The organism is Streptomyces sp. CA-278952, assembly GCF_028747205.1.
Classification (GTDB): domain Bacteria; phylum Actinomycetota; class Actinomycetes; order Streptomycetales; family Streptomycetaceae; genus Streptomyces.
On the sequence record NZ_CP112880.1, the window covers coordinates 877095 to 902142 of the forward strand.

20 protein-coding genes are annotated in these 25048 nt (G+C 71.6%); 5 read left to right on the forward strand and 15 right to left on the reverse strand.

Features of this window, described 5'->3' with window-relative positions; all coding sequences use genetic code 11:
- The first annotated feature begins 413 nt into the window (after window positions 1-413).
- The gene (locus N7925_RS03780; RefSeq protein WP_274343018.1) at window positions 414-2642 is read left to right on the forward strand and encodes a DEAD/DEAH box helicase; all 2229 of its coding nucleotides are present in this window, start codon (window positions 414-416) and stop codon (window positions 2640-2642) included.
- Between the two features lie 118 nt (window positions 2643-2760).
- On the opposite strand, the gene N7925_RS03785 is transcribed toward N7925_RS03780, so the two are convergent.
- Complete coding sequence (locus N7925_RS03785) at window positions 2761-3810, reverse strand: multicopper oxidase domain-containing protein (protein ID WP_265598085.1); 1050 nt, start codon at window positions 3808-3810, stop codon at window positions 2761-2763.
- A gap of 272 nt (window positions 3811-4082) precedes the next feature.
- Here N7925_RS03785 and N7925_RS03790 point away from each other — a divergent pair, with 272 nt between their 5' ends.
- Together N7925_RS03790 and N7925_RS03795 are read left to right on the forward strand one after the other, a co-directional pair.
- Window positions 4083-6587, forward strand: coding sequence for a ThuA domain-containing protein (locus N7925_RS03790; protein WP_274343019.1), 2505 nt, complete (start codon window positions 4083-4085; stop codon window positions 6585-6587).
- Window positions 6584-8821, forward strand: a complete 2238-nt coding sequence (locus N7925_RS03795; protein ID WP_274343020.1) for an OmpL47-type beta-barrel domain-containing protein — start codon at window positions 6584-6586, stop codon at window positions 8819-8821. Before N7925_RS03790 ends, N7925_RS03795 begins: the two co-directional genes overlap by 4 nt.
- Window positions 8822-8835: 14 nt before the next feature.
- On the opposite strand, the gene N7925_RS03800 is transcribed toward N7925_RS03795, so the two are convergent.
- Together N7925_RS03800 and ligD are read right to left on the reverse strand one after the other, a co-directional pair.
- A complete protein-coding gene (locus N7925_RS03800) occupies window positions 8836-9903 on the reverse strand; it encodes an ABC transporter permease (protein WP_274343021.1) in 1068 nt (355 codons plus the stop codon).
- Window positions 9900-10940 carry a non-homologous end-joining DNA ligase gene (ligD, locus tag N7925_RS03805; RefSeq protein WP_265598089.1) on the reverse strand — a complete coding sequence of 347 codons (1041 nt, stop codon included), beginning with the start codon at window positions 10938-10940 and terminating at the stop codon, window positions 9900-9902. The genes N7925_RS03800 and ligD overlap by 4 nt, the downstream gene beginning before the upstream one ends.
- A 76-nt stretch (window positions 10941-11016) precedes the next feature.
- Between ligD and N7925_RS03810 the strand changes: the two genes are divergently transcribed.
- On the forward strand, window positions 11017-12078 hold the full coding sequence (locus tag N7925_RS03810) for an ATP-dependent DNA ligase (RefSeq protein WP_274343022.1): 1062 nt from the start codon (window positions 11017-11019) through the stop codon (window positions 12076-12078).
- A 134-nt stretch (window positions 12079-12212) separates the two neighbouring features.
- Window positions 12213-13184: a polyphosphate kinase 2 gene (ppk2, locus tag N7925_RS03815; RefSeq protein ID WP_265598090.1), complete on the forward strand. Its 972-nt coding sequence runs from the start codon at window positions 12213-12215 to the stop codon at window positions 13182-13184.
- A gap of 86 nt (window positions 13185-13270) precedes the next feature.
- Here the strand turns inward: ppk2 and N7925_RS03820 are convergent, their stop codons facing one another.
- The 12 genes from N7925_RS03820 to N7925_RS03875 all read right to left on the reverse strand — a co-directional run bounded on the left by N7925_RS03820 (window position 13271) and on the right by N7925_RS03875 (window position 25045).
- Window positions 13271-14551 carry a lytic transglycosylase domain-containing protein gene (locus N7925_RS03820; protein WP_274343023.1) on the reverse strand — a complete coding sequence of 427 codons (1281 nt, stop codon included), beginning with the start codon at window positions 14549-14551 and terminating at the stop codon, window positions 13271-13273.
- 26 nt (window positions 14552-14577) lie between these two features.
- Entirely contained in the window at window positions 14578-15372 is a 795-nt protein-coding gene (locus N7925_RS03825) for a hypothetical protein (RefSeq protein ID WP_274343024.1), read from the reverse strand.
- 62 nt (window positions 15373-15434) lie between these two features.
- Entirely contained in the window at window positions 15435-16052 is a 618-nt protein-coding gene (locus N7925_RS03830) for a nuclear transport factor 2 family protein (protein WP_416222865.1), read from the reverse strand.
- Window positions 16053-16111: 59 nt separating this feature from the next.
- Window positions 16112-16699 carry a hypothetical protein gene (locus tag N7925_RS03835; RefSeq protein WP_274343025.1) on the reverse strand — a complete coding sequence of 196 codons (588 nt, stop codon included), beginning with the start codon at window positions 16697-16699 and terminating at the stop codon, window positions 16112-16114.
- A 23-nt stretch (window positions 16700-16722) separates the two neighbouring features.
- The gene (locus N7925_RS03840; RefSeq protein ID WP_274343026.1) at window positions 16723-17244 is read right to left on the reverse strand and encodes a hypothetical protein; all 522 of its coding nucleotides are present in this window, start codon (window positions 17242-17244) and stop codon (window positions 16723-16725) included.
- Window positions 17241-18476, reverse strand: a complete 1236-nt coding sequence (locus N7925_RS03845; RefSeq protein ID WP_274343027.1) for an MCE family protein — start codon at window positions 18474-18476, stop codon at window positions 17241-17243. Before N7925_RS03845 ends, N7925_RS03840 begins: the two co-directional genes overlap by 4 nt.
- Entirely contained in the window at window positions 18473-19744 is a 1272-nt protein-coding gene (locus tag N7925_RS03850) for an MCE family protein (protein WP_274343028.1), read from the reverse strand. The genes N7925_RS03845 and N7925_RS03850 overlap by 4 nt, the downstream gene beginning before the upstream one ends.
- Window positions 19741-20895 carry an MCE family protein gene (locus tag N7925_RS03855; protein ID WP_265598097.1) on the reverse strand — a complete coding sequence of 385 codons (1155 nt, stop codon included), beginning with the start codon at window positions 20893-20895 and terminating at the stop codon, window positions 19741-19743. The genes N7925_RS03850 and N7925_RS03855 overlap by 4 nt, the downstream gene beginning before the upstream one ends.
- A 1-nt stretch (window position 20896) precedes the next feature.
- On the reverse strand, window positions 20897-21916 hold the full coding sequence (locus tag N7925_RS03860) for an MCE family protein (protein WP_265598098.1): 1020 nt from the start codon (window positions 21914-21916) through the stop codon (window positions 20897-20899).
- Complete coding sequence (locus N7925_RS03865) at window positions 21913-22944, reverse strand: MCE family protein (protein WP_265598099.1); 1032 nt, start codon at window positions 22942-22944, stop codon at window positions 21913-21915. The genes N7925_RS03860 and N7925_RS03865 overlap by 4 nt, the downstream gene beginning before the upstream one ends.
- Entirely contained in the window at window positions 22941-24242 is a 1302-nt protein-coding gene (locus N7925_RS03870; RefSeq protein ID WP_274343029.1) for an MCE family protein, read from the reverse strand. Before N7925_RS03870 ends, N7925_RS03865 begins: the two co-directional genes overlap by 4 nt.
- The gene (locus N7925_RS03875) at window positions 24242-25045 is read right to left on the reverse strand and encodes an MlaE family ABC transporter permease (RefSeq protein ID WP_097867568.1); all 804 of its coding nucleotides are present in this window, start codon (window positions 25043-25045) and stop codon (window positions 24242-24244) included. Before N7925_RS03875 ends, N7925_RS03870 begins: the two co-directional genes overlap by 1 nt.
- Between the last annotated feature and the right edge of the window lie 3 nt (window positions 25046-25048).

Consider the following 25048-nt stretch of genomic DNA (forward strand, 5'->3'; position numbering starts at 1 on the left):
GAGTCTTGCACCGGGCACCGACGACCGCAGTCCGCGCGGGACCGACCGTGGCGCGATACACCGCCCGGAGCCGCGGCGCCCGGAGCCGGGCGGTCCGGTGGGAGCCGGGGCCGACGGTGATCGCTTCTGTCACGCGGCTCAGCGTAGACAGGGCCGGGGTGCGGGGGCGAAGCGTTGGACCGGCGCGTCGCCCCGGCCGTCGGGCGGTGGTCGTTCGGCGCCGCACGTCAGCGCCCTGCCGCCCGACGCGTCGCGCGACTGTCGGGGGTGGGGGTGGGGGTCAGCGGTGCACGCCCGGGGCCTGTCGGCGGTACGTGGCACGATGGCGGGAAAGCCGACGGAGCGGGTCCCGGGGCGGTGAGACACCGGTCCCGGAGCGGTGAGGCGCCCACTCCGGGAACAGAGGGACGTACATGAAGCAGAGCGGGGCGGCGGGCGGCACGGCCCTCGGGAGACTCGCGCACGGGGTCCCCGCGAGCCCGGTGCCGACAGGCAGCGCGGTCCGGGAGCTGCTCGCGCGGGCGGAGCGGCTCCTGGAGAGCGCCCGTGCCGTGCCGGCGGACCGGAAAGACGCGGTGGACGCCGTACGTTCCGTGCTCGATCCGCTGCTCGACTCCCTGGTGGGCCGGGAGCTGGCCGCCATCCCCGTATCCCGGCTCAAGGACGTCACCGAGGGACGGCTGCGTCTCGGGGCGCTGGAGCAGGCCGGGTTCGGCACGGTCGGGCAGGTCCACGGCACGGACCGCTACGAACTACGGCAGCTCCCCGGCGTCGGTGCGCACACCGCCGATCAGGCGCTGGCCGCCGCCGCGCAGCTCGCCCACGCCGTGCGGGACACCGTCTCGGTGCGGATCGACGTGGACGCCCCGGACGACACCACCACCGCACTGGTCGTCGCCCTGCACCGGCTGGCCGAGGCCGGTACGGACGCGCGGCGGGCGGTGGACGCGGCCCGCCGGCTCGCCGAGCGGCTCGGCCCCCCGGTGGCGGCGGCCGCACCGGCCGGGAGCCGGCTGCGCATGCTGTTCACGGGGCGTGAGGCGCGGGCGCGGGTGCGCGAGGCCGTCGGCGCGGTGCGCGCGGCCGTGGCGGACGCCGTGGAGCGGGAGCTGCCGGTTCTCTTCGCCCAGGCGTCGGCCGACCTGCTGCGGTCACCGGCGTCGCCCGCCGAGGCCTGGGTCGACTTCGAGCTGCGGTCCGCCGAGTACTACAGCCTGCTCGCCGAGCTGTCCGGCAGCGGTCCGGACCGCGACGCCGCCGAGGGGTTCCTGCCCGCCGGGATCGCGGACCGGGTACGCGCGCTGCGCCTGGACGACACGCATCTGCGGGTGTCCCTGCGCGGCTACCAGGCGTTCGGGGCGCGCTTCGCGCTGGCGCAGAAGCGGGTCGTCATCGGGGACGAGATGGGGCTCGGCAAGACCGTGCAGGCCATCGCGGCGCTCGCCCATCTCGCCGCCCACGGCGAGAGCCACTTCCTCGTGGTCTGCCCGGCGAGCGTGCTGATCAACTGGACCCGGGAGATCCGGGCCCGCTCCACCCTGCGCGCCGTGCCGGTGCACGGTGCGGAGCGGACCGGGGCGTTCGCGGACTGGCGGGAGAACGGCGGGGTGGCGGTGACCACGTTCGACGCACTGCACCTGCTGCCCGGGGCGGCGGCCTCGGTGCGGCCCGGGATGCTGGTCGTGGACGAGGCCCACTTCGTGAAGAACCCTGCGGCGCGCCGGTCGCGGGCGGTCGCCGGCTGGGCGGAGCACGTGGAGCGGGTGCTGTTCCTCACGGGCACCCCGATGGAGAACCGGGTCGAGGAGTTCCGCAGCCTCGTGCGCCAGCTCCGCCCCGAACTCGCGCCGTCGGTCAGCGGTACGCACGGCGCGGCCGGTTCGCAGGCCTTCCGCCGGGCCGTCGCCCCCGCCTACCTGCGCCGCAACCAGGCCGACGTGCTGGCCGAACTCCCGGCGCTGGTCCACGTGGACGAGTGGGAGGAGTTCGGCGCCCAGGACCGGGACGCCTACCGGGAGGCGGTCGCCTCGGGGCGGTTCATGCGGATGCGCCGGGCCGCCTACGCCGTGCCCGAGGCGTCCGCCAAGCTGGAGCGGCTGCGCGAGCTGGTCGACGAGGCGCGGGAGACCGGCCTGAAGGTGGTCGTCTTCTCCTACTTCCGCGAGGTCCTCGCGGCCGTCGGCGAAGCCCTGGGCGCGGAGGCCTTCGGGCCGCTCTCCGGGAGCGTCCCGCCGGCCCGGCGGCAGGAGCTCGTCGATGCCTTCTCCGCCGTGGACGGGCACGCGGTGCTGCTGAGCCAGATCCAGGCCGGGGGTACCGGGCTGAACATGCAGGCCGCCTCCGTGGTCATCCTGTGCGAGCCGCAGATCAAACCCACGCTGGAGCATCAGGCCGTAGCCCGTGCGCACCGGATGGGCCAGGTGCGCACGGTCCAGGTGCACCGGCTGCTGGCCACGGACAGCGTCGACCAGCGCCTGGTGGAGCTGCTGGCCCGCAAGGACCGGCTCTTCGACGCGTACGCCCGGCGCAGCGATCTCGCGGAGACCACCCCGGACGCGGTGGACGTCTCCGACGCCGATCTGGCCCGGCGCATCGTCGAGGAGGAGCAGCGGCGGCTCGCGGACGACGCCCGCCGTCCGTGACCGGGGCCGCCCGCCGCCGCGACCGGGGCCGCCCGGCCGCCCGTGACCGGGGCCGCCCGCCGTCCATGACCGGGCCCGCCCCTCCGCGGGCCCCGTGGCGGACGGGGCACGGACGGGGTCAGTGCTGGTGCTCCCCGGCGCCCTTCCCGGACTTCTCCTCGGCGCTCTGCGTGCCGCTCTTCTCCGCGGCCTTCTTCTCCGTGCCGCCCGCCGCGTGGTGGGGTTCGTACCCCGGAATGGTGCCGTCGGGCTTCTTGATCAGCAGGAGCCCCGCCATCCCCATGTCGGAGTGGCTCTGGACATGGCAGTGGTACATCCACGCGCCCGCGCCCACCCGTTCGCCCGCGATGATCTGGAGGCCGAAGGAGTCCGCGGGGCCGCAGATCTTGTTGTCGATGACCCGGCTCGGGTCGTCGGGGCCGGTGAGGATACCGGTCCGGTTGTCCGCCCAGCGGTGACCGTGGATATGGAAGGTGTGGTAGTACTCACCGTGCGTGATCATCACGAACTCGAGCCGATCACCCACCGTGGCCTCGAAGTTGACGCTGTTGTGGGCCGTCTTGTTGTTGATCATCATGTCGTTGAAGACGACCGTGCAGGTCTGGTCGGGCAGGATGTCGCCCTTGCGGCGCACGACGACCGGTCCGTACAGCCCCTTGCGGATGCCGCCAGTGCCGTGGTCCGTGCCGACGACGTGGTCGTGGTAGTGCCAGTAGCCCGCGCTGCCCGGCTCGTAGGTGCCGTCCTTGCGGACGCGCGGGGCGTGGGTGCGCCAGGTGTACGTCCGGGAGCCGCCGGGCTCGACGTGACTCCTGTTCATCCGGGTGCCGTCGTTGGCGATGTCGTAGTCGACGCCGTGGACGTGGAGGCTGGCGTCGACGTCGGTGAGGTTCTCGAACTCGATGTGGACCGTGTCGCCCTCGTTCAGCTCGATGAGGGGGCCGGGGATCGAGGCCTTGCCCTTCTCGAAGCCGTAGCCCAGCTCGCCGTTCGGCAACTTCTCGGCGTACATCTTCAGCCGTCGCACCACCCCACCGGCCGGGGCCGTACGGGGCGGATTCTCGGCCGAGCTCGCCTCCACCGCTCCGAGCGACAACGATGTCACCCCGGTCGCGGCCGCGGCTGCGCCACCGACCAGCATCCGCCGGCTGAAGGTCCTTCGGTCCATGTCGAACTCCCCACTGCGATAAGAGAACTGGCGATGCCGCAGGAAACGGAACGGCGCTCACGGGATCCCGGAACGGGCCACACCGTAGCCGGGGCATCCTCGTTTATCCACACCCAGGACAAAGTTCACACGATTGCTGCCATACCTATTGGCGTACCGCGAAAAGAGGTCTAGCTTCGTGCGCTGTCACAGTGAATCAAGAGGTACCGACGAAGAGTGAGCAAGCCACAGTCACCGAGAGGTGCAGTGACCACAGAGGGGTGGGTGACCACATGCAGCGCGCATCACATCACCGGTCCAGATCACGACGCGGCCTCGCGGCGGCCGTGGCGGCCGGCGCACTGACCGTGTCCATGCTGGGCGGCGGCGGCCCGGCCAGCGCGGATCAGTCGCCGGACCGGGCCCTGGTCGAGAAGATGGCGACAACGTTGTCCTTGCCGACTCCGCCCGGTTCCGCCAAGCAGGTCAAGGTGTTGGTCTTCCACGCCTCGGCCGGCGACGAGGCACCGTACACGGACGCCGGTATCGCGGCGATCGAGAAGATCGGGCTGAGCGGCCCGGAGTCCGGGCGGTTCGCCACCGTGGCCACAGCGGACCCCCGGGTCTTCACCAACGGCAAGCGGCTCGGCTCGTTCCACGCCGTCGTCTTCCTGACCGGCGGGGGCGACGTCCTCGACCCGGAGCAGGAAGCCGGCCTGGAGGCCTACATGGAGGCGGGCGGCGGTTTCCTCGGCATCCATGACGCGGCGCGGACCGAACCGTACTCGGACTGGTTCACCGGACTGGTCGGAGCGCGCCCCGCGGCGAACAGCCCGGCTTCCACGCAGCGGGCGACCGTGGAGATCGGCGACCGGGTCCACCCGGCCACCAAGAACCTGCCGTTGGAGTGGAAGCGCCCCGACAAGTGGCTCAACTGGACGAAGAACCCGTCCGGTGACGTCCACACCGTGGCGCGCGTGCGGGAGATGACGTACAAGCCGGGCGCGAGCGCCAACGGCTGGGACCACCCGGTCTCCTGGTGCCGCGACTACGACGGCGGCCGGTCCTTCTACACGGCCATGGGCGGTACGGCGAACAGCTTCGCGGAGACCGACTTCCGCGACCATCTGCGCGGTGCCCTCGCCTGGACGAACCGGACCTCGCAGGCCGACTGCAAGGCGACGATCACCTCCAACTACACCGCCGAGCGCCTGACCCAGCCCAACCAGCCGGGCCAGAACGACCAGATCGGCGAGCCGCACGGTCTGGTGACCGCACCGGACGGACGGGTCTTCTACATCGGGCGCGGCGGGGCCGACAGCTCCGTGCCGGTCGTCACCGACTGGAACGACCCGGACATCGGCAAGGGCAAGGGCGAGATCCACGTCTACGACCCGGAGACCAGGAAGGTCACCCTGGCGGGTGCGCTGGACGTCTTCGGCAACAAGGGCGGCGGGGACGAACTGGTCAAGGTCGAGGAGGGGTTGCTCGGCATCGAGCTGGACCCGGACTTCGCGTCCAACGGGTGGGTGTATCTGCACTACACCCCGCACGCGAAGATCGACCGCGACAAACGCATGGCGACCCGTCAGGTCTCCCGCTTCACCTTCGACTCCGCGACCAACAAGCTGGACCTGGCCTCGGAGAAGGTGCTGCTCGGCTGGCCGGTGCAGATCAACAGCTGCTGCCACGCGGGCGGCGGCATGGCCTGGGACTCCGGGGACAACCTGTACATCGCGACCGGCGACAACAACTCCTCCGGCTTCAGCGGTGGTTACTCCGGCAACAACCCGGAGCCGAACTACAAGGGCGTCGGCTTCGCCGACGCGCGGCGCACCGCGGGCAACACCAACAACCTCAACGGGAAGATCCTGCGGATCCACCCGGAGGACGACGGCACGTACACCCTGCCGTCCGGCAACCTCTTCACCGGCGAGGAGCCGGACGAGGGCGGCGGCAAGACCCGCGGCGAGATCTACGTGATGGGCGTGCGCAACCCGGCCCGGATCTCGATCGACACCGCGACGGACACGCTGTACGCGGGGTGGGTCGGCCCCGACGCGGGCGCCCCGTCCACCACCTGGGGCCCGGCGAAGTACGACACGTTCGCCGCGATCACCAAGGCGGGCAACCACGGCTGGCCGTACTGCATGGGCAACAACCAGCCCTACCGGGACCGTAATCTGCCCGACCCGAGCAAGCCGCTGGGCTGGTACGACTGCGACGCGCCGAAGAACGAGTCGCCGCACAACGACGGCCTGGTCAAGATCCCGCCGGTGACCCCGAACACCATCTGGTACTCCCCGCAGGGCGGCGGGGTCGACTACCCGCGCGACGAGAACGGCGTACCGAGCTACAAGACGGAGGAGGGCAAGCAGCTGCTCCCCTGGCTCAAGGGCGGCGGGCAGGCCACGATGAACGGCCCGGTCTACCGCCACGACGCGCAGAGCGAGTCCACCGCCAAGTGGCCCGCCTACTGGGACGGCAAGTGGTTCGTCGGCGACTTCTACGACGACACCCAGCCCCGGCACGCCGTGCTCACCGACCCGAAGACGGTCGGCAAGGGCGGACTGCCCACGCACGCCGAGTCGTTGAAGAAGATCATCCCGGTCGGGGCGGACGGCATCCGCAACCTGATGGACTGGAAGTTCGCGCCGGACGGCTCGCTGTACGTCCTGGACTACGGGCGCGGCTTCTTCACCTCCGACCCCAAGTCCGCGCTGTGGCGCGTGACGTACAAGGGCGGCGCCGCGACCCCGGCCGCCAAGGATCTCGTCGGAAAGGCGGCGGCGAAGTGAGACACCACTCGCTCCTGACACGCGGGCGGCACCGTCCGCCGAGCTTCTGGGTGGCCCTGCTGGCCTCCCTCCTCATGGTCCTCGGACTGACCTCGACGGCCGCGTACGGCAAGGGGGACGACGCTCCCCCGGCGGCCGCCGCCGACCAGGTGCTGACCTGGACCGCGGGCGATCCGATCGACCGCTATCTGTCCGCGCCGAAGACGGCGGTGGCCGGCAAGGCGACCATCGTCTTCGAGAACAGCACGGCCACCGGGAACACGACGAGCATGCCGCACACGCTGACGTTCGGCGTGTCGGACCCGGAGTTCAACAACGACGTCCAGCTGAACATCCTGGCCAACCCGGGCGACGCCGAGGGCGGCAAGCACAGCGTGGAGGTCACGCTGTCGCCCGGCCGGTACTTCTACCACTGCACGATCCCCGGCCACGGCATGATGCAGGGCATCCTGACCGTCACCGAGGGCAGCGGCGAGGACACCGAGGCCCCCGCGACCTCGGCGAAGGTCGACGGCGACCAGAACGGTGACGGCGCGTACATCGGCCAGGCCACCGTCGCCGTCGAGGCCACCGACGCCGGCTCCGGCGTCGACACCGTCGAGTTCGCCCTCGGGGCGGACGGCGAGTGGCAGCCCTACACCGCGCCCGTCGTGGTGAACGAGGTCGGCGACCACACGGTCCGCTACCGGGCCACCGACAAGGCGGGCAACGTGGCGGCGGAGAAATCCGTCGACTTCGCGGTCGCCGCGCCGCCGACCGACGACAAGACGCCGCCGGAGACCTCGGCGACCGTCTCGGGCGAGAAGGACGACGCGGGCGCGTACCTGGGCATGGCCACGGTCACCGTGACCGCGTCCGACACCGGGTCCGGCGTCAACACCATCGAGTACGCGCTCGGCGCGGACGGCGCGTGGCAGCCGTACACCGCACCGGTGATGGTCCACGAGCTGGGTGAGCACCAGGTCCGCTACCGGGCCACCGACCGGTCGGGCAACGTGGCGGACGAGAAGGCCGTCGACTTCACCGTGGTCGAGCCGCCGTCCCAGGACCAGACGGCTCCGGAGACCTCGGTGAAGGTCGAGGGCGACAAGAACAGCGACGGCGCGTTCATCACCAGCGCCAAGGCCACCGTCTCGGCGACCGACGACGACTCGGGCGTGGACAAGGTCGAGTACAGCCTCGACGGCGGTCCCTACCTCGCCTACACCACCCCGGTGATCGTCGACCGGGTCGGCTACCACTCCATCGCCCACCGGGCGACGGACAAGGCGGGCAACACCTCCGAGGCGAAGAAGGTGTCGTTCACCATCGCCCAGGGCGGCGGGGTTCCCGCCCCGAACTGCGCGGAGTTCGACGAGCGGCACACCGTCTTCGTCGGCACGATCGACACGGGCGTCCCGAACCGGATCACCCGTAACCGCTGCACGATCAACGAGCTGATCGAGGACGAGAAGGACTGGTCCTCCCACGCGCTGTTCCTCAAGCACGTGACGACGGTGCTCGACAGGCTGAAGGCCGACGGCGTCATCGACCTGCGCGAGCGCCGGGCGATCAACCAGGCCGCCAAGCAGTCGGGCATCGGGAAGCCGGGCCAGGTCGAGGGCTACACCAAGCTCTTCGACGGCACGGCGGACTCGCTCGCCAAGTGGAGCCACGTGGGCGGCGGCAAGTTCGAGCTGAACGAGGAGGAGGGCTCCATCACCAGCTCCACCACGGTCGGTGGAATGGGCATGCTGTGGCTGCCGAACCGGGCCTACGGCGACTACTCGCTCAAGCTCCAGTGGCGGGACGACGCCCCGGGCTCGGGCAACGCCAACGGCGGGGTCTTCGTCCGCTTCCCGAAGGTCCACGACCACCCGGAGGAGTCGCGTCCGGAGTGGGTCGCCATCAAGTACGGCCATGAGATCCAGATCAACGACCGGCCGGACGGCGACATGTACAAGACCGGTTCGGTGTACGGCTTCGACCGGGTGGGGCTCGGCGGCGCCGGCGTCACGCCGAAGGGGACCTGGAACGACTACGAGATCAAGGTGGTGGACCAGCACTACGAGATCTACCGCAACGGTGTCCTGATCAACGAGTTCGACAACACCGGTGGTCAGCTCTTCGAGCCGCCGCGGGGCGACGACCCGGGCACCGACGGCCGGCGGTTCGCCTCCGGTTACATCGGGCTCCAGGTGCACGGCGTCACCGACGTCATCTCGTACCGCGACATCCGGATCAAGGAGCTGTAGACCGCGGGGCCCGCTCAGGTGGCCGCGTCCGCATGCTCCGGCGTGCGGGCGCGGCCACCGGGGTGCCGGTGGCGCCACACCCAGAACACCGTGCAGGAGACCAGCGCCCAGCCGGCGAGGACCAGGTACGGGAAGACGAACTGGTGGCCCTGGTAGTAGACGGCGGTGTGCTGGGCGTTGACGGAGGCGCCCGGCGGCAGCCAGCGGCCGATGTGCCCGAGCGCCGAGGGCAGCAGCGGCCAGGACACCGCGCCGCCGGAGGACGGGTTGCCGAGCAGCACCATGACGCCCCAGGTGGGGATCATCGCCCAGCGGCCCATCAACGTGTTGAACATGGTGAAGACCATGCCGGAGGTGAACATCGTGAACGCCAGGATCAGCCAGGACTGGACGAACGGCAGGTCCACCGCCCCGAGCCACCAGTCCACGGCCGCCGCGATGGCGAAGCCGCCGAGCAGGGCGTAGGCGACGGTGAAGGCGATCCGCTCGGCCGGATTCAGGCCGTGGGCGTGCACGCTGAGCTGGATCGCGCCGAGGAAGCCCATGATCACGGCGGCCAGCGAGATGTAGAACAGGGCGAGTCCGCGCGGGTCGCCCCGCTGGAGCGGCTTGATGTCCCGGACCGTGACCTCGACCCCGGTGGCCTCGCCCACCTCCAGGCCCGCCTTGCCGAGCAGCTCGGCCACGGACGCGCCGGAGGCTCCGGCCACGTCGAGCGCCACTCCCCCGTCGGACGCGCGCACGATGGCGAAGACCTTCTGCTCGTCGAGGGCGCGGCGGGCGTCGGCGACGTCCGGGTAGTCGCGCAGTTCGAGGGAGGCGTCAAGGGCCTTCTCCATGCCGGCGACGAACGCCTCGCCGCGCGCCGCCTCCGGCCGGGTGACCAGGGCGGCGGGGATGCGGTGCGGGGTCGGGTCGGCCATCGCGTACGTGTAGGACCCGGCGAAGAGACCGGCCGCGGCGGCGACGATCAGGACGAGGACGGTCGCCGGGAGGAACGGGCTGTGCTTGAAAGCCTCCCAGCGCTCGCGGAGGGTCGGAGTCCGCCCGTGCGCGCCGTGCCTCTCCGTGCTCCCGCTCACGCCTTCCCGCCGTCGCCGTGGCCGTCATCGTCGTCGTGGCGGGCGCGGCTGGGCTGGACGCGCTTGGGTTCGCCGGGCATCTTCGGGTACTCCGGCGGATAGGGCATGTCGCCGAGCCCGCGCTCCTTCTCGTCCCGGTCGGCCAGCTCCAGCAGGGCGTCGAGCCGGAACGCCTCCTGGTCCATGTCGGCGTGTACGTCGCCGAGTTCGGCGTAGCGCGCCGGGAGCGTGACGATGTCGAAGTCGCGCGGTTCGGCGTCGTCGATCTCCTCCCAGCGCAGCGGCGCGGAGACCGGGGCGTGCGGAAAGGGGCGTACGGAGTAGGCGGAGGCGATGGTGCGGTCGCGGGCGGTCTGGTTGAAGTCGACGAAGATCCGCTCGCCGCGCTCCTCCTTCCACCAAGCGGTCGTCACCCGCTCGGGCATCCGCCGCTCCAGCTCGCGCCCGGCGGCGATGGTGGCGCGCCGCACCTCGGTGAAGGTCCAGGCGGGCTCGATGGGCACGAAGACGTGGATGCCCCGGCCGCCGGAGGTCTTGGGCCAGCCGCGTACGCCGTGGTCCTCCAGGACGGAGCGCAGCTCATGGGCGGCGGTGACGGCGTCCGCGTAATCGGTGCCGGGCTGCGGGTCCAGGTCGATGCGGAGTTCGTCCGGGTGGTCGGTGTCCCCGGCGCGGACCGGCCAGGGGTGGAACGTGAGGGTGCCGAGGTTGGCGGCCCAGATCACGGCGGCGAGCTCGGTGGGGCAGATCTCGTCGGCGGGCCTGCCGCTGGGGAAGGCGACGCGGGCGGTGGGGATCCACTCGGGGAGGTTCTTCGGGGCGCGCTTCTGGTAGAAGAAGTCGCCCTCCACTCCGTCGACGAAGCGCTGGAGCGTGGTCGGCCGGTGGTTCAGGGCGCGGGTGATCCCGGGCCCCACCGCCAGGAAGTACTCGGCCACGTCCCTCTTGGTGTAGCCCTTCTCCGGGAAGTACACCTTGTCCGGGTTGGACAGCCTCACGGCCCGTCCGCCCGCGTCCAGCTCCACCGCTGCTCCCATGACGGCCACCGTAGGCCGGTCGCACATATGCCGCACATCGGGAGACACGGGCGGGGTCGCGGTCCAGAATCGGCCCATGGACCTGCCGGTGATGCCGCCCGTGAAGCCGATGCTCGCCAAGTCGGTCTCCAAGATCCCGCCGGGCATGAGCTACGAGGCGAAGTGGGACGGCTTCCGGGCGATCGTGTACCGGGACGGGGACGAGGTGGAGATCGGCAGCCGCACGGGCAAGTCCCTGACCCGCTACTTCCCCGACCTGGTCGACGTCGTACGGGGGAATCTCCCGCCGCGCTGTGTGATCGACGGGGAGATCGTCATCGCCCACGAGGGGCGGCTCGACTTCGAGCGGCTCAGCGAGCGCATCCATCCGGCGGACTCCCGGGTCCGGCTGCTCGCCGAGCAGACACCGGCGAGCCTGATCGCCTTCGACGTCCTCGCCGTCGACGACACCTCCCTCCTCCCCACCCGGCAGGCGGACCGGCGGGAGGTGCTGAGGGCCGCGCTCTCGGATGCGTCCGCGCCCGTCTTCCTCGCCCCGGCCACCACGGACATCGAGGTCGCCCGGGAGTGGTTCGAACGGTACGAGGGGGCCGGGCTCGACGGGATCGTGGCGAAACCGCTCGATCTCCCCTACCGGCCGGACGCCCGGGCGATGTACAAGATCAAGCACGAGCGGACCGCCGACGTCGTGGTGGCGGGCTATCGCGAGCACAAGAGCGGCCCGGTCGTCGGCTCGCTCCTGCTCGGCCTGTACGGCGCCGACGGCGTGCTCCAGCACGTCGGGGTCTGCGCGGCCTTCCCGATGAAGCGGCGCGCCGAGCTGGCCGAAGAACTCGTGCCGCTGCGCGTCGAGTTCGCCGAGCATCCGTGGGGCGCCTGGGCGGACGCGGCGGCGCACGAGCGGTCCCGGCTGCCGGGGACGCAGAACCGCTGGTCGGGCAAGAAGGACCAGTCCTGGGTGCCACTGCGCCCGGAGCGGGTGTGCGAGGTGGCCTACGACCACATGGAGGGCGACCGGTTCCGGCACACCACCCAGTTCCGTCGGTGGCGGCCGGACCGGTCCCCCGCCGGCTGTACGTACGCGCAGTTGGAGGAGGTCGTCTCCTACGACCTGTCCGAGGTGCTGTCGGGCGGCTGACCCCTGCTCACGGCGCCCGCCCGGACATGCCCGGCGGTTGGCGGGGAACATTCCCGTGCGGGAGAGGGCTCATCCGCGGCGGGTGGGTCCTCTCCCGCCGCACCGGACCATGCGAAGCGAACGGGGAGACGATCATGACCGACGACGACCGGAACGCCGACGACCCCGCGGAGCTGCTGAAGGGACTGACCGTCGACGGCCGGCGCCCCGAGCAGCCCGTGCTCCTCGACGAGCAGGGCCGTCCTCTCGAGACGTGGCGGGAGAACCATCCCTACGACCGGCGGGTGCGCCGCAGGGAGTACGAACGGGAGAAACGATTCCTCCAGATCGAGCTCCTGAAGCTCCAGCGGTGGGTCCGCGAGAGCGGGCAGCGGCTGGTGGTCCTGTGCGAGGGCCGCGACGCGGCGGGCAAGGGCGGGACGATCCAGCGGTTCACCGAGCGGCTCAACCCGCGTGGGGCGCGCGTGATCGCGCTGGAGAAGCCCACCGAGCGGGAGAGCGGACAGTGGTACTTCCAGCGGTACGTGGCGCATCTTCCGACCGCCGGCGAGATCGTCTTCTTCGACCGCTCCTGGTACAACCGGGCCGGGGTGGAGCGGGTGATGGACTTCTGCACACCGGAGCAGTACACGCACTTCCTGAAGCAGGCCCCGCAGTTCGAGCGGATGCTCGTCGACGACGGTGTCCTGCTGGTGAAGTTCTGGTTCTCGGTCTCCCGCGCCGAGCAGCGGACCCGCTTCGCGATCCGGCAGGTCGACCCGGTACGCCAGTGGAAGCTGTCGCCGACCGACGTGGCCTCCTTGGATCTCTGGGACGAGTACACCGCCGCGAAGGTCGAGATGTTCCGGTCCACGGACACCGAGTGCGCGCCGTGGACCGTGGTGAAGAACAACGACAAGAAGCGCGGCCGGCTGGAGGCGATGCGCAGCCTTCTGTGGCGTTTCGACTACGACAGCAAGGATGAGAAGGGCGTAGGAGCCCCGGATCCGCTCATCGTGGGTCCCGCGGACACCTTGCTGGAGCCGGGTGAGGAACAGGCGGATCTCTCGCCGACCCCCCTGACCGGCGGGGTCCACGGGCCGGGCGACCATCCCGGGCGGGAGTGATTCCCCGTCCCCGCTGCGGCGAAGGCGGGGACGGGGACGGGGCGGGGGCGGGGAGTCGCCCCGTACGAAGGCCCTGCTGGTTCGGGTCAGGAGCCCGGCTGCCCCTCCGGTGCGCAGGGGTCGGCGGAACCGTTCGCACCCGTCGAGGCCGGCTCGGTCGGCGAAGGTTCGGACGGGGACGGTGGCGGGGTGTCATCGGGGCAGCCCGGGCCGGTCTCGCCGGGGTCGGGCGAGGTGGTGGGGTCGGGCGACGGGGTGGGGCCGGGGTCCGTCGGGTCGGGGCTGGGGCTCGGGCCCGGATCGGTGGGACCCGGATCGGTCGGGCCGGTCGGGCTGGGGCTCGGTCCTGGGTCGGTGGGGCCGGGGTCCGTCGGGTCGGGGCTCGGGCTCGGGGAGCCGGGGCCCGTGGGGCGGGGAGTGGGCTTCGGGCTCGGCGGCCGGGTGGGCTGCGGGCCGACGACGACGCCTCCGTCGCCCTTGCCGGGACGGCCCGGAGCGCCGGGCCCGCCGACCGGTGCCTTGGGCGGGGTCTTCCCGCCCGGGCCCGGACTGGCCGGGAGGACGCCCCGGCCGTCGGCGACCGGATGGCTTCCGCCGCGGTAGAACTCCAGCCAGGACAGCACGGTCCGCAGATAGGTGTCGGAGCGGTTGTAGCTGAGGATCGCCCGGTCCAGGTCGGCGCGGCGGGTCAGATCGCGGGACCCGGCACAGAGGTAGCGCCCGGCGGCGAGCGCCGCGTCGTAGATGTTGTCCGGGTCCCGGCGGCCGTCGCCGTTGCCGTCGGCGCCCCAGGCCGCCCAGGTCGAGGGGATGAACTGCATCGGCCCGACGGCCCGGTCGTAGGCCCGGTCGCCGTCGTACGCCCCGTCGTCCGTGTCCCGGATCAGGGCGAAGCCGTTGCCGTCGAGCGCGGGGCCGAGGATCGGGGTGAGCGTCGTCCCGCGGGCGTCGACCCGCCCGCCGGACGCCTGGCCCGACTCGACCTTGCCGATCGCCGCGAGCAGCTGCCACGGGAGCCCGCAGCCGGGGTCGCCGCGGCCCACCGCGCTCTCGGCCTTGCGGTAGGCGGCCAGCACGGTCGCCGGAATGCCCGCCTCGGACCAGGCCCGGGCCACGAGCGGATCGGGCTTCGCCCCGGGCTTCGGGGGAGCGGGCGGCTTCGGGGACCGCAGCGGAGGCAACTCGGTGTGGTAGACGTCGTCACCCGGCACCTCGCTCCACACGACGTCGTCCGAAGCCGCCGCCTTCCCCTGCCGGGGCTCGGGCAGAACGACCCCCGGAGCCTGGGAGGCGGTGAGCGCGGTCATCGCGGCGACCGCGGTGGCCGTGGTGCCGAGCCGTCGGCGCACCGTGCGGTTGAAGCTCATCTGGACTCCACTCCCCTCTCCGGGGCTCAGCGGGTGAACGTGTCGATGGCGGCGATCAGCCAGGTGTCCCCGCGGCGGACGGCGTCCACGGCGAACATGGCCGCCGCGTACGTCGTCTCCTCGTCCTTGCCGGTACGGGTGTTGCTCTGGTCGGCGAAGATCAGCACCCGGGCGCGGTCGCCGTCGAGGAACTCGACCCCGCTCCCGGTCACGGTGGTGGTCAGGACGAGCTTCTGCTTCGGGGCCTGCTCCCGTACGTCGGCGAGCATGTCCTTGTGCTGCTGCACGGCCCGGCCGGTCAGATAGGTGCTCGCGGCGCGCTCGGACCGGGCGGGTGAGGCGTAGTCGTACGAGAACACCGCGCCGGCCGCCTCGCTGATCCGGCCCTTCACCTCACTGGTCCGGCCGATGTCGGTGAGCGCGGTGTTCTGCCGGGCCGGCTCGTCGCGGAGGCTGTCGGCCGAGGTGAACGCCCAGGCGGCGAAGGCTCCGAGGAGGACGGTGAGGGCGCAGAGCACGGCGGGGAGTCCGACGCGCAGGCGGGACGCCCCGGCACGGGGGGCGTCCGCAGGGGCGTCGGGAGCGGCGTCGGACCCGGCAGAGGCGTCGGTGTCGCTGTCGCTGTCGCTGTCGGTTTTGCGATCGGTGTTGCGATCGGTTGCGGTGGTTTCCGCTGCCCGCGGCGGTTCGGGGTCGGCAGCGGTGGCGGTGGTGGTGGCGGCGGTCTGTTCGGGTGCCGGATCGGTCTCGGCCCCCGGTGTGCGCGGTGGTGCCGTGGCCAGCCGGCGGCGGCGGTTCACGAGGTGACGGGTCGTCGACATGGGCGGGGTCCTCTCCGGGGGCGTGCGGGGCATGCGGCTGCGTGCGGATACGGGGACCGGGGTCAGCCGCCCGCGCCGCCGACGGGCGCCTGGCCGAGCGCGCTGAGCTTCCACCCGTCGGAGGTGCGCGTGAGACTCCCGAGCAACCGGCTCTCCTTCACCGCTGGTTCACCCTTCGGCGCGGTCACGGTGACCCGCAGTGCCACCATCACCCCTGCCCGGCCCGCCCGTTGGTCCAGCTCGGTCACCGCGCCGGAGAGGACCTTCGCGGTGCTCACCGTCTTGGCGGCGGCGATCTGCTCGGCGAACGCGTCGCGTCCCTCCACGAGTTGGCTGCGCAGATCGCCCGTGGTGGACTGCTCCCAGCTGTCGAGCCCCTTCTCCAGGGAGCGGTGGTCCAGGGTGTTCATGTTCTGCACCGCCTGCTCGCCCGCCGCCAGTGCGTCGTCCCGCGCCTGCGCGAAGGACGCCGCGTCGTCGTGCGTGGCCTCGTAGCGCAGCCAGCCGCCCCAGCCCGCCGCTCCGGCCGCGCAGACCGCCAGTGCCAGTGCGGCGATCACCAGCGGGTTCCGCGCCCCCGCCCGTACCGTCCCCGCCCGTACCGTCCCTGCTGGCGCCGGGCTCTCCTGTGCCGAGTCCTGCCCTGCTGGTTCCTGCTGTGCCGTCCGCTGCCGTGCCATGTGCTGCCTCTCCCCTGCCTGCCGAACCGGACCGGTGCGCCATCGCCTCCGGCCCGCCGTCATGTGGAGCCGATCTCGACGATCCACCAGCGTCCGTCGCGCAGTCGCGCGGTCACCGTGAGCTGTGCGGAGGCGGTGGTGGGGGCGCGGCCCCGGCGCTCGTAGACCTGGTCGAGGAAGACCAGGAGGTGGGCGCTGCTGCCGGTCAGCCGGGTCACCCCGGCCCGGACGACCTCGGTGGTGAGCGTCAGTTTCTGATCGGCGGACTGCCGCTCGACCTGGCCGAACAGCGTCGCGTACTGCTGGAGCGCCTTGCCCGCCAGGACCTCTTCCGCCGCCGCCCTGGTGACGGTGGTGGCCCCGGGACCGTACGAGAAGATCTTCCCGAGCGCGCTGCTGACGTCACCGGTGACGCGGGCGGTCGCCTCCGCGTCGGTGAGCGCGAGGTTCGCCGTGGCCGGGGTGTCCCGCAGGTGGCGTCCCTCGGCGTACAGGGCTCCTCCGGTGGCGAGCAGCACGACCGTCAGCAGTGCGCCGACGACGCGTGGCCAACGCCGGAGAGGTATGTCGGCCGCGGCGTCCGGGTCCGCCGTCTCCGATCCGGCTTCCCGGCCCACGTCGGGATCGAGGACCATGTCGCTCTTCATCGTCGCCGTTCCTCCCCGCGGTCTCATCGGCCGCCACCCGTTCCGATCGCTGTGAGCGCCTTGACCTTCCAGCCGTCGGCCGTACGGGCGAGGGTCGCCCCGAACCGCTTGCGCTGGGTGCCGGCCGCACCGGAGCGCGGGGTGACCTCGACGTCCACGGTGGCGATCAGCTCCGCCGTGCCCGTGCGCTCGTCCAGTGCGGTCAGCGCTGCCGAGGTGACCTTGCCCCGGGCCGTGTCGCCCGCGGCCGTCAGGGACTTCGCGTCGGCTTTCCGGGTCCGCTCCAGCTGGTCGTGCAACGGCCCCGTGGAGGAGTCCAGCCAGGCCCGCAACCCGTGCTCGACCCGCTTCGCGTCCTCGCCGTCCAGGCTGTTCAGCGTCGCCAGGTGCGCTCTGCCCTCGGCCAGGGCCGTGTCGCGGGCCTTCGCGTAGGACAGGGAGCGGTCGCCGCGCGCCTGCCCGTACGACCAGGCCCCCAGGCCGCAGAGCAGGGCGGCGACGAGCAGGACGGCCCAGCCGGCCCGGCGTCGGGTGCGGGGGGTCATGAGCCGCCTCCCAGACCCAGCAGCCCGGCCATTCCCTCGGCCGGCGGCTGTGCGGTCGCGGACCCGCCGTCCGCCGTTCCGGGCAGCTTCATCGAGCCCGGAACGGCCGGTTTCGGCACCGGGCCGCCCCGGGGGGCGTTGGCGCTGCCCCGGACGTTGATGCCGGTGCCGGGCGAGGAGGTGCAGCGGGCGGCGGTGTTCACGGCGGGCCCGTCCGAGGTGTTGAGGCCGTTGCGGTAGACCGTGCCGCCGTAGCCCGCGGTGCACGGCAGCGGTTCGAAGAAGGTGACGGACATCCCGAACCGGGCGCCGTCGTCGTCGACCGCGCTCGCTCCGGCGGCGGCGACGGCGGGCAGCTTCACGAGGAGTTCCTCCAGGCCCCGTTGGCGGGTGACGGCGACCTCCGAGGTGGTGAGGAGGTTGGCGACGACGACGCCGAAGGCGGGATCCAGGTCGCGGAGCAGTCCGCTGATCTGGACGGCGGCGTCCGGGGTGGTCGCGATGAGGCGGCGCAGGTCGGCGTCGGATCCCTTGAGTTCGGCGGCCAGTTCCTTGGCCCCCGAGGCGAAGCCCTTGAGGGCCTGCCCCTGTTCGGCCTGGGTGCGCAGGACGCGCTCGCCGTCGGCCATCAGCCGGGTGGTGACCGGCAGGGTCTTGTCGGCGGCCTTGACGAAGTCGCCGCTGGTGTCCAGCAGGACCTGGAGGTCGTCGCCGCGCCCTTCGAAGGCGGCCCCGAACTCCTCGACGACGGTCCGCAGGCTTTCCAGGTCCACGCTGCTCGCCAGGTCGTCGACGCTGGTGAGGACGGAGGTGGGGGGTGCGGGGATGGTGGTGTCGGCCTCGTCGATGACCGAGCCGTTGCCCAGGAACGGCCCCTCCTTGCGGGTGGGCCGCAGATCGACGTACTGCTCGCCGACCGCCGACAGGTTCGCGACGACGGCGGTGAGGCTGTCCGGGATCGGCGGCGCGTCCTTCTCGATCCGCAGTTCGGCCTCGACGCCGTCCTCGGTCAGCTCGATGGGGCCGACGCGGCCCACGGAGACGCCCCGGTAGGTGACGTTGGAGTGGGTGTACAGGCCGCCCGTCTGCGGGAGTTGGACCGTGACGGTGTAGTAGCTGCGCAGTCCGACGTAGTGGCCGAGATCGGCGTACCGCACCCCCAGGTAGCCGAGGGCCAGCGTGGCGATGACGAGGAAGGCGAGGTTCTTCAGCCGGATGGCGAGGGTGATCACGGTGTCGCCCCCTTCGCGGGGTTCGAGGCTCCCGAGGGCTTCGGCGCGTCGGGAGCGTCGGTCTTCGGCGTTCCGGTCGTCGGCGCCCCGGTTCTCGGCGCCCCGGTCTTCGGCGTTCCCGACACGGCGGGCAGCGGCAGGGGCAGGGGCAGCGCACCCCGGGCCGCCGCGCCTTCGCCCTCGGCCGGGGGGAGCGGCGGGATCCCGGGGGGATCGGGGGTGAGCGCGGGGATGATCTGCGTATCGGGCAGGGCCGTCACGTCCAGGTAGACGTTGAGGTAGTCGCCCTTGACGCCGCGCAGCACCTCGTCCGTGAAGGGGTAGGTCAGCAGGACCTGGAGGGAGTCGGGGAGGTCCTGGCCGGAGTCGGCGAGCGCCTTGAGGGTCGGGGCGAGCGCCTTGAGGTCGGCGATCATGTCGGCTTTGCTCCGGTTGATCGTGTCGACGGCCACGGTGGAGAGGGTGTCGAGGGAGCGCAGCATGGTCAGCAGCGAACCGCGCTGTTTCTCCAGGACCTTGAGTCCGGGGCTGAGCCCGGTGAGGACCGTGCCGACGTCCTGCTTGCGGGTGGCGAGGGTGGCGGCGAGGCGGTTGACGCCGTCCAGGGCCTTGGTGATGTCGCCCTTGTTCTCGTCCAGGTTGGTCACCAGGGTGTCGACCCGGTTGAGCAGGGAGCGGATCTGCGGTTCCTGCCCGGCGAGCGCCTTGTTGAGTTCGGTGGTGATGGTCTTGAGCTGGTTGACGCCGCCCCCGTTGAGGAGCAGGGACAGGGCCCCGAAGACCTCTTCGACCTCCGGGTTCCGGTTGGTGCGGGAGTGCGGGATACGGCCGCCGGCGGCGAGCGACCCACGTGCGGTGCCCTCGGGCGGCGGGGCGAGCTGGATGAACTTCTCGCCGAGCAGGCTGGACTGTTCGAGGCGGGCGTAGGAGTTCGCGGGGAGCTTGATCTTCCCGTTGACCCGCATGGTGACCCGGGCCCGCCAGCCGTCCGGGGCCAGCGCGATCTTCGTGACGCGTCCCACGGCCACGTCGTTGACCTTGACCGAGGACTGCGGCGCCAGGCTGAGGACGTCGCCGAACTCGGCGGTGACCTCGTACGGCCGGTCGCCGAGGTCCGCGCCGCCGGGCAGCGGGATCTGCTCGATGCCGGTGAAGGAGGGGCCGTCGGGGCGGACCACGACCAGGGCGACCAGCGCACCGGTGGCGAGGAGGGCCACGGCCGCGACGGCGGCCCGTACGGCAGGTCTGCGCCGGTCGTCGTCGTTCATCGTCGCGCCCCCTTCTGCTTGCCGGGCTGTTCGCCGGACTGCTTGCCGGGCTGCTTCTCGGGGGTGCCGTAGACCGTGCCGACCTCCGGGAGCGGCAGGACGGGCAGGGCCTCGCGGCGGGTCGCGTCGACGGGGGCCAGGCCGGTGAGCCGGCCGGCGGCCGAGGCGGCCCCGGGGTCGACGAGCGGTCCCCCCATGGACAGTTCGTTGAGGTTGGTGCGCCCGTTGAGGGTGCGGTTGGCGGGGTCGTAGGCGTTCAGGACGTTGCCCGCGGCGAGCGGGAGGGTGTCCATCGCCTCGGCGAGCGAGGCGCGCTGGTCGACGAGCGCCTGGGTGACGGGCACCAGCGCCTCGACGTTCTTCTTGAGCGCGCCGCGGTTCTTGGCGATGAACGTCTTGACCTGGCCGAGTGCGGTGCCGAGTTCCTTGAGGGCCGCGCTGAGGTTCTTCTTGTCGTCGGCGAGGAAGGAGGTGACCGTGTTCAGCTGCTGCTCGGCGCTGCGGACGTTGCCGTCGTTCTTCTTGAGCATGGTGGTGAAGGACTGGAGGTGGGCCAGGGTGTCGAACAGGTCGCCGCTGGACTTGTCGAGCGTCTTGGTGGCCTTGCCGAACTGCTCGATGGAGTCCCCGATGGCCTTGCCGTTGCCGTCGAGGTTCTTCGCCCCGGTGTCCAGGAGCCGGGCGAGCGCCCCGTCGGCGTTGGCGCCGTTCGGGCCGAGGGCGGTGGAGAGTTCGGTGATGGAGGCGTACAGCTCGTCGACCTCGACGGGGGTGGCGTTGCGGGCTGCGGGCAGGACCGCGTCGTCGGCGAGCCGGGGGCCGCCCTCGTAGGCCGGGGCGAGCTGGACGTAGCGGTCGGCGACGAGGCTGGGGGCGACGACGACGGCGTGGGCGTCCTTGGGGACGTCGATGCCCCGGTCGAGGCGCAGCACGACCTTCACCTCCTCGCCGCGGGGCTCGACGGAGGCGACGGTGCCGACCTTGACACCGAGGATCCGCAGGTCGGATCCGGCGTAGACGCCGGTGGCGCGTTCGAAGTAGGCGGTGACGGTGGTCTTGCCGTCCTCCTCCAGGGCGCTCACGCCAGTGGCGGCCGCGACGGCGACGAGGGCGAGTCCGGCGGTGATGCCGGTGATGCGGGTGCGTCTCATGTCAGCGGCCCCCTTGCTGCCGGGGTGGCATGCAGCCGGTCGCCGGGGGTGTGCCGGCGGGGAGGTAGTTCTTGGGCACGACTCCGCAGACGTAGTTGTCGAACCAGCGCCCGCTGCCGAGGGTGTTGCCGACGAGCCGGCTGTAGGAGCCGGTCATCGCGAGGACCTTGTCGAGGCTCTTGCGGTTCTTGACCAGGACGGCGGTGACCCGGCCGAGGGACTCCAGGGTCGGCCCGAGCTGCTTGTCGTTGTCCCGGACGAGTCCGGTGAGCTGGGTGCCGAGGTCGCGGGTGCCGGTGAGCAGCAGGTGGATGGAGTCGCGGCGGGCCTGGATCTCGCCGAGCAGCAGGTTCCCGTCCTCCAGGAGCGTTTCGAAGCTGCTCTTCTTCCCGGCGAGGGTCTTGGTGAGCTGCTTGCTGTTGCGGAGCAGGGTGGCGAGCTGGGCGTCGCGTTCGGAGACCGTACGGGAGAGGGCGGAGAGCCCGTCCGCGGCGCTGCGGACGTGCGGCGGGGAGTCCTTGAAGGTGGCGGAGATCGTCTCGAAGCTCTTGGCGAGCTGTTCGGTGTCGATCTCCCCGATGGTCTCGCCGAGGCCGTTGAACGCCTGGGTGACGTCGTACGGGGAGGTGGTGCGGCTCGCCGTGATGCGGGAGCCCGGGTCCTGCGGGGCGTCGCCGAGGGGGTCGACGGCGAGGTACTTCTCGCCGAGCAGGGTCTTGACGGCGATGCCCACGGTGGAGGAGTCGCCGATCCAGGCGCCGCTCACCCGGAAGTCGACGCGGACCTTCGCGCCGTCGAGGGAGACGCCGGTGACCTCACCGACCTTCACTCCGGCGATCCGCACCTCGTCGCCGTCGGTGAGCCCGGCGGATTCGGTGAAGTCGGCGCTGTAGGAGGTGCCGCCCTGGACGAAGGGCAGGGAGTCGGCGCGCCAGGCGGCGAGGCCGAGCAGGGTCAGGACGAGGAGCCCGACGAGGGCGACGGCGACCGGGTTGCGTTCCCGGATGGGGGTGATTCTCATGCCAGGCACCTCGGTTGGGTGATCGCGATGCCGCCCGGCGGCTTGCTGCCGTCGTCGTGGGTGACGCCGCTGACCTTCGCTTCACAGAGGTAGAGGTTGAGCCACGATCCGTAGGACGTCAGTCGGCTGATGGCCGCCATCTTGGCCGGGGTCTTCTCCAGGAAGTTCTCGATCTGCGGAGTGCCCTTCTCCAACTGGCCACTGAGACGACCGAGTTGGCGGATGTCGTCCTTGAGCGGCTTCCTGCCGTCCTGGAAGAGGTCGGCGGTGACGGTGGTGAGCGCGCCCATCGCGGTGATGGCCTCCCCCAGGGGTTCGCGGTCGCCGGAGAATCCGGTGACGAGCTTCTCCAGGGTGACGACGAGGTCGTCGAAGCCGGCCTCCCGGTCGTTGACCGTCTTGAGGACCGTGTTGAGGTTCTTGATCACCTCGCCGATCACCTTGTCCTTCGCGGCGACGGTGGTGGTGAGCGAGCCGACGTGCCGCAGGATGCTGTCGACGGTGCCGCCCTCGCCCTGGAGCACCTGGACGATGGAGCCGGCGAGCTGGTTGACGTCGGGCGGCGACAGCCCTTCGAAGAGGGGCTGGAAGCCGTTGAAGAGCTCGGTGAGGTCGAGCGCCGGGGTGGTGCGGGAGAGCGGGATGGTGTCGCCGGGCGCGAAGGCCCGGCCGACGGGCCCGGGGCCCCGGTCGAGGTCGACGTACCGCTGGCCGACCATGTTGAGGTATTTGATGGACGCCGTCACCGAGGCGGGGAGGCTGCGCCCCTTGCGTACGGCGAAGGCGACCTCGGCGACGCGGCGGTCGGCGACCTTCACGGACTCGACCTGGCCGACCTTCACTCCGGCGATCCGGACGCTGTCGCCGGGGATGAGGCCGGTGGCGTCGGTGAACCGCGCCTTGTACGTGGTGGTGTCGCCGACGCCCGTGTTGGCGATGGAGAGCCCGAGGACGGTGGTGGCCAGCACGGTGACGACGATGAAGACGAGGGACTTGGCGACCGGTCCGGCGAGCGAGCGGCGTTTCACTTGAGCTTCACCTCCGCACCGCGGAAGGCCGGGCCGATGAGCACGCTGCTCCAGTCGGCCAGGTCTCCGGGCCGGGCCTTCAGCGAGGGCGCGACCAGTTCGTTGACGAGCCGGGACTCCTGCGGCGAGTTGGGCAGTCCGAGCCCGGTGCCGGCGCCGTCGCCCGGGTCCGCCGGGGGTGCGGTGACGTCGGTGGCCCGGCGGGTGTCGGCGGTCGGGGTGTGCTTGCCGACGTACGGCACCGAGTAGCAGGCGGGCCCGCCGCTCGCGCTGTAGACCGGGGTGTCCTTGCCGGGGAGGTATTTGCCCTTGGAGGGCACGGACTTGAGCGACACATGCAGTCCCGGTCGGTCGGTTCCCTTGCCCAGCGCCTTGTCCATGGCGGGCACGAAGCCGGCCATGGTGCGCAGGGTGCAGGGGAACGACTCGGCGTATTCGGCGAGGAGTTCGAGGGAGGGTCGGCCGGCGGCGGAGAGCCGGATGAGGTTGTCCTTGTTCTCCCGCAGGAAGGAGGTCGTGTCCTGCGCGGCGGCCGTGGTGGTGCCGTAGAGCCCGGCGAGCCGCGCCTCCTGGTCGGCGAGGGTGGAGCTGGTGACCGTGGCGTCGGTCAGCGCGTCGAGGACGTCCGGCGCGGCGTCCGCGTACAGCGTGCTCACCTTGACGAGTTTCTTGATGTCGGCGTTGAGCGTGGGGAGTTGGGGGTTGAACTTCTTCAGATGGCCGTCCAGCGTGGTCAGCGTCTCGCCGAGCCGTTCACCGCGTCCCTCCAGCGCCTGGGAGACGGCGTTGAGGGTGGCGGAGAGCTTCTCGGGCTTCACGGCGGTCAGCAGCGGCAGGACGTTGTCCAGGACCTGTTCCAGCTCGATGGCGTTGCTGGAGCGGTCCTGCGGGATGACCGACCCGGCCCGCAGGGTGGTGCCGGTGGGGATGCGGGGCGGGACGAGTGCGACGAACCGCGCGCCGAAGAGGGTGGTGGGCAGCATCTGGGCGGTGACGTCGGCGGGGACCTGATCGAGCTTGTCCCGGTCGATGGCCAGGGTGAGGCGGGCGCCGTCGCCGTCGGTGGCGATGGAGCGGACCTGACCGATGACGACGCCGCGCAGCTTCACGTCGGCGTTGTCGTGCATCTCGTTGCCGACCGCTCCGGTGCGGACGGTGACGGTGGCGTCGTCGGTGAAGTCCTTCTCGTACACGGAGACCGATACCCACACCAGGACGGCGGGCACTACCAGGAAGGTGACTCCGGCCAGCCGTCGGCGGACCGTGCGGGTGGTGCTGGAGGTGCTGGAGGTGCGCATCAGCCGGCCACCTTCACCGTCGTCGTGGCGCCCCAGATGGCGAGCGAGAGGAAGAAGTCGGTGACGCTGATGAGGACGATGGCGTTGCGCACCGACCGGCCGACCGCCACGCCCACTCCGGCCGGGCCGCCGGTGGCGTGGAAGCCGTAGTAGCAGTGGGCCAGGATCACCAGCACGCTGAAGATCAGCACTTTGAGGACCGACAGCAGCACGTCCTGCGGGGAGAGGAAGAGGTTGAAGTAGTGGTCGTAGGTGCCCGCGGACTGCCCGTTGAAGAAGATGGTGATGTAGCGGGAGGCGACGTACGAGGAGAGCAGCCCGATCGCGTACAGCGGGATGATCGCGACGACTCCGGCGATGATCCGGGTGGTGACGAGGTAGGGCATGGAGCGGACGCCCATCGCCTCCAGGGCGTCGACCTCCTCGTTGATCCGCATCGCGCCGAGCTGGGCGGTGAAGCCCGCGCCGACGGTGGCGGAGAGGGCGAGGCCGGCGACCAGGGGGGCGATCTCCCGGGTGTTGAAGTAGGCGGAGATGAACCCGGTGAACGCCGAGGTGCCGATCTGGTTGAGGGCCGCGTAGCCCTGGAGTCCGACGACGGTGCCGGTGAACAGGGTCATGGCGACCATCACGCCGATGGTGCCGCCGATGACGCCGAGTCCACCGCTGCCGAAGGCGACCTCGGCCAGCAGCCGCTGCACCTCGCGCAGATAGCGGCGCAGGGTGCGCGGGATCCAGACGAGTGCCTTGACGTAGAAGGTGAGTTGGTCGCCCGATCGGTCGAGCCAGCTGAGCATCGCCATGGG

What these genes read in the sequence shown, in the direction of transcription:
- N7925_RS03850 (WP_274343028.1), bottom strand. Translation starts at nt 19,744, where the DNA reads ATGAACGACGACGACCGGCGCAGACCTGCCGTACGGGCCGCCGTCGCG.
- N7925_RS03820 (WP_274343023.1), bottom strand. Translation starts at nt 14,551, where the DNA reads ATGAGCTTCAACCGCACGGTGCGCCGACGGCTCGGCACCACGGCCACC.
- N7925_RS03835 (WP_274343025.1), bottom strand. Translation starts at nt 16,699, where the DNA reads ATGAAGAGCGACATGGTCCTCGATCCCGACGTGGGCCGGGAAGCCGGA.
- N7925_RS03790 (WP_274343019.1), top strand. Translation starts at nt 4,083, where the DNA reads ATGCAGCGCGCATCACATCACCGGTCCAGATCACGACGCGGCCTCGCG.
- N7925_RS03780 (WP_274343018.1), top strand. Translation starts at nt 414, where the DNA reads ATGAAGCAGAGCGGGGCGGCGGGCGGCACGGCCCTCGGGAGACTCGCG.
- ligD (WP_265598089.1), bottom strand. Translation starts at nt 10,940, where the DNA reads ATGGGAGCAGCGGTGGAGCTGGACGCGGGCGGACGGGCCGTGAGGCTG.
- N7925_RS03860 (WP_265598098.1), bottom strand. Translation starts at nt 21,916, where the DNA reads ATGAGAATCACCCCCATCCGGGAACGCAACCCGGTCGCCGTCGCCCTC.
- N7925_RS03830 (WP_416222865.1), bottom strand. Translation starts at nt 16,052, where the DNA reads ATGGCACGGCAGCGGACGGCACAGCAGGAACCAGCAGGGCAGGACTCG.
- N7925_RS03825 (WP_274343024.1), bottom strand. Translation starts at nt 15,372, where the DNA reads ATGTCGACGACCCGTCACCTCGTGAACCGCCGCCGCCGGCTGGCCACG.
- N7925_RS03870 (WP_274343029.1), bottom strand. Translation starts at nt 24,242, where the DNA reads ATGCGCACCTCCAGCACCTCCAGCACCACCCGCACGGTCCGCCGACGG.
- ppk2 (WP_265598090.1), top strand. Translation starts at nt 12,213, where the DNA reads ATGACCGACGACGACCGGAACGCCGACGACCCCGCGGAGCTGCTGAAG.
- N7925_RS03785 (WP_265598085.1), bottom strand. Translation starts at nt 3,810, where the DNA reads ATGGACCGAAGGACCTTCAGCCGGCGGATGCTGGTCGGTGGCGCAGCC.
- N7925_RS03875 (WP_097867568.1), bottom strand. Translation starts at nt 25,045, where the DNA reads ATGGCGATGCTCAGCTGGCTCGACCGATCGGGCGACCAACTCACCTTC.
- N7925_RS03810 (WP_274343022.1), top strand. Translation starts at nt 11,017, where the DNA reads ATGGACCTGCCGGTGATGCCGCCCGTGAAGCCGATGCTCGCCAAGTCG.
- N7925_RS03855 (WP_265598097.1), bottom strand. Translation starts at nt 20,895, where the DNA reads ATGAGACGCACCCGCATCACCGGCATCACCGCCGGACTCGCCCTCGTC.
- N7925_RS03840 (WP_274343026.1), bottom strand. Translation starts at nt 17,244, where the DNA reads ATGACCCCCCGCACCCGACGCCGGGCCGGCTGGGCCGTCCTGCTCGTC.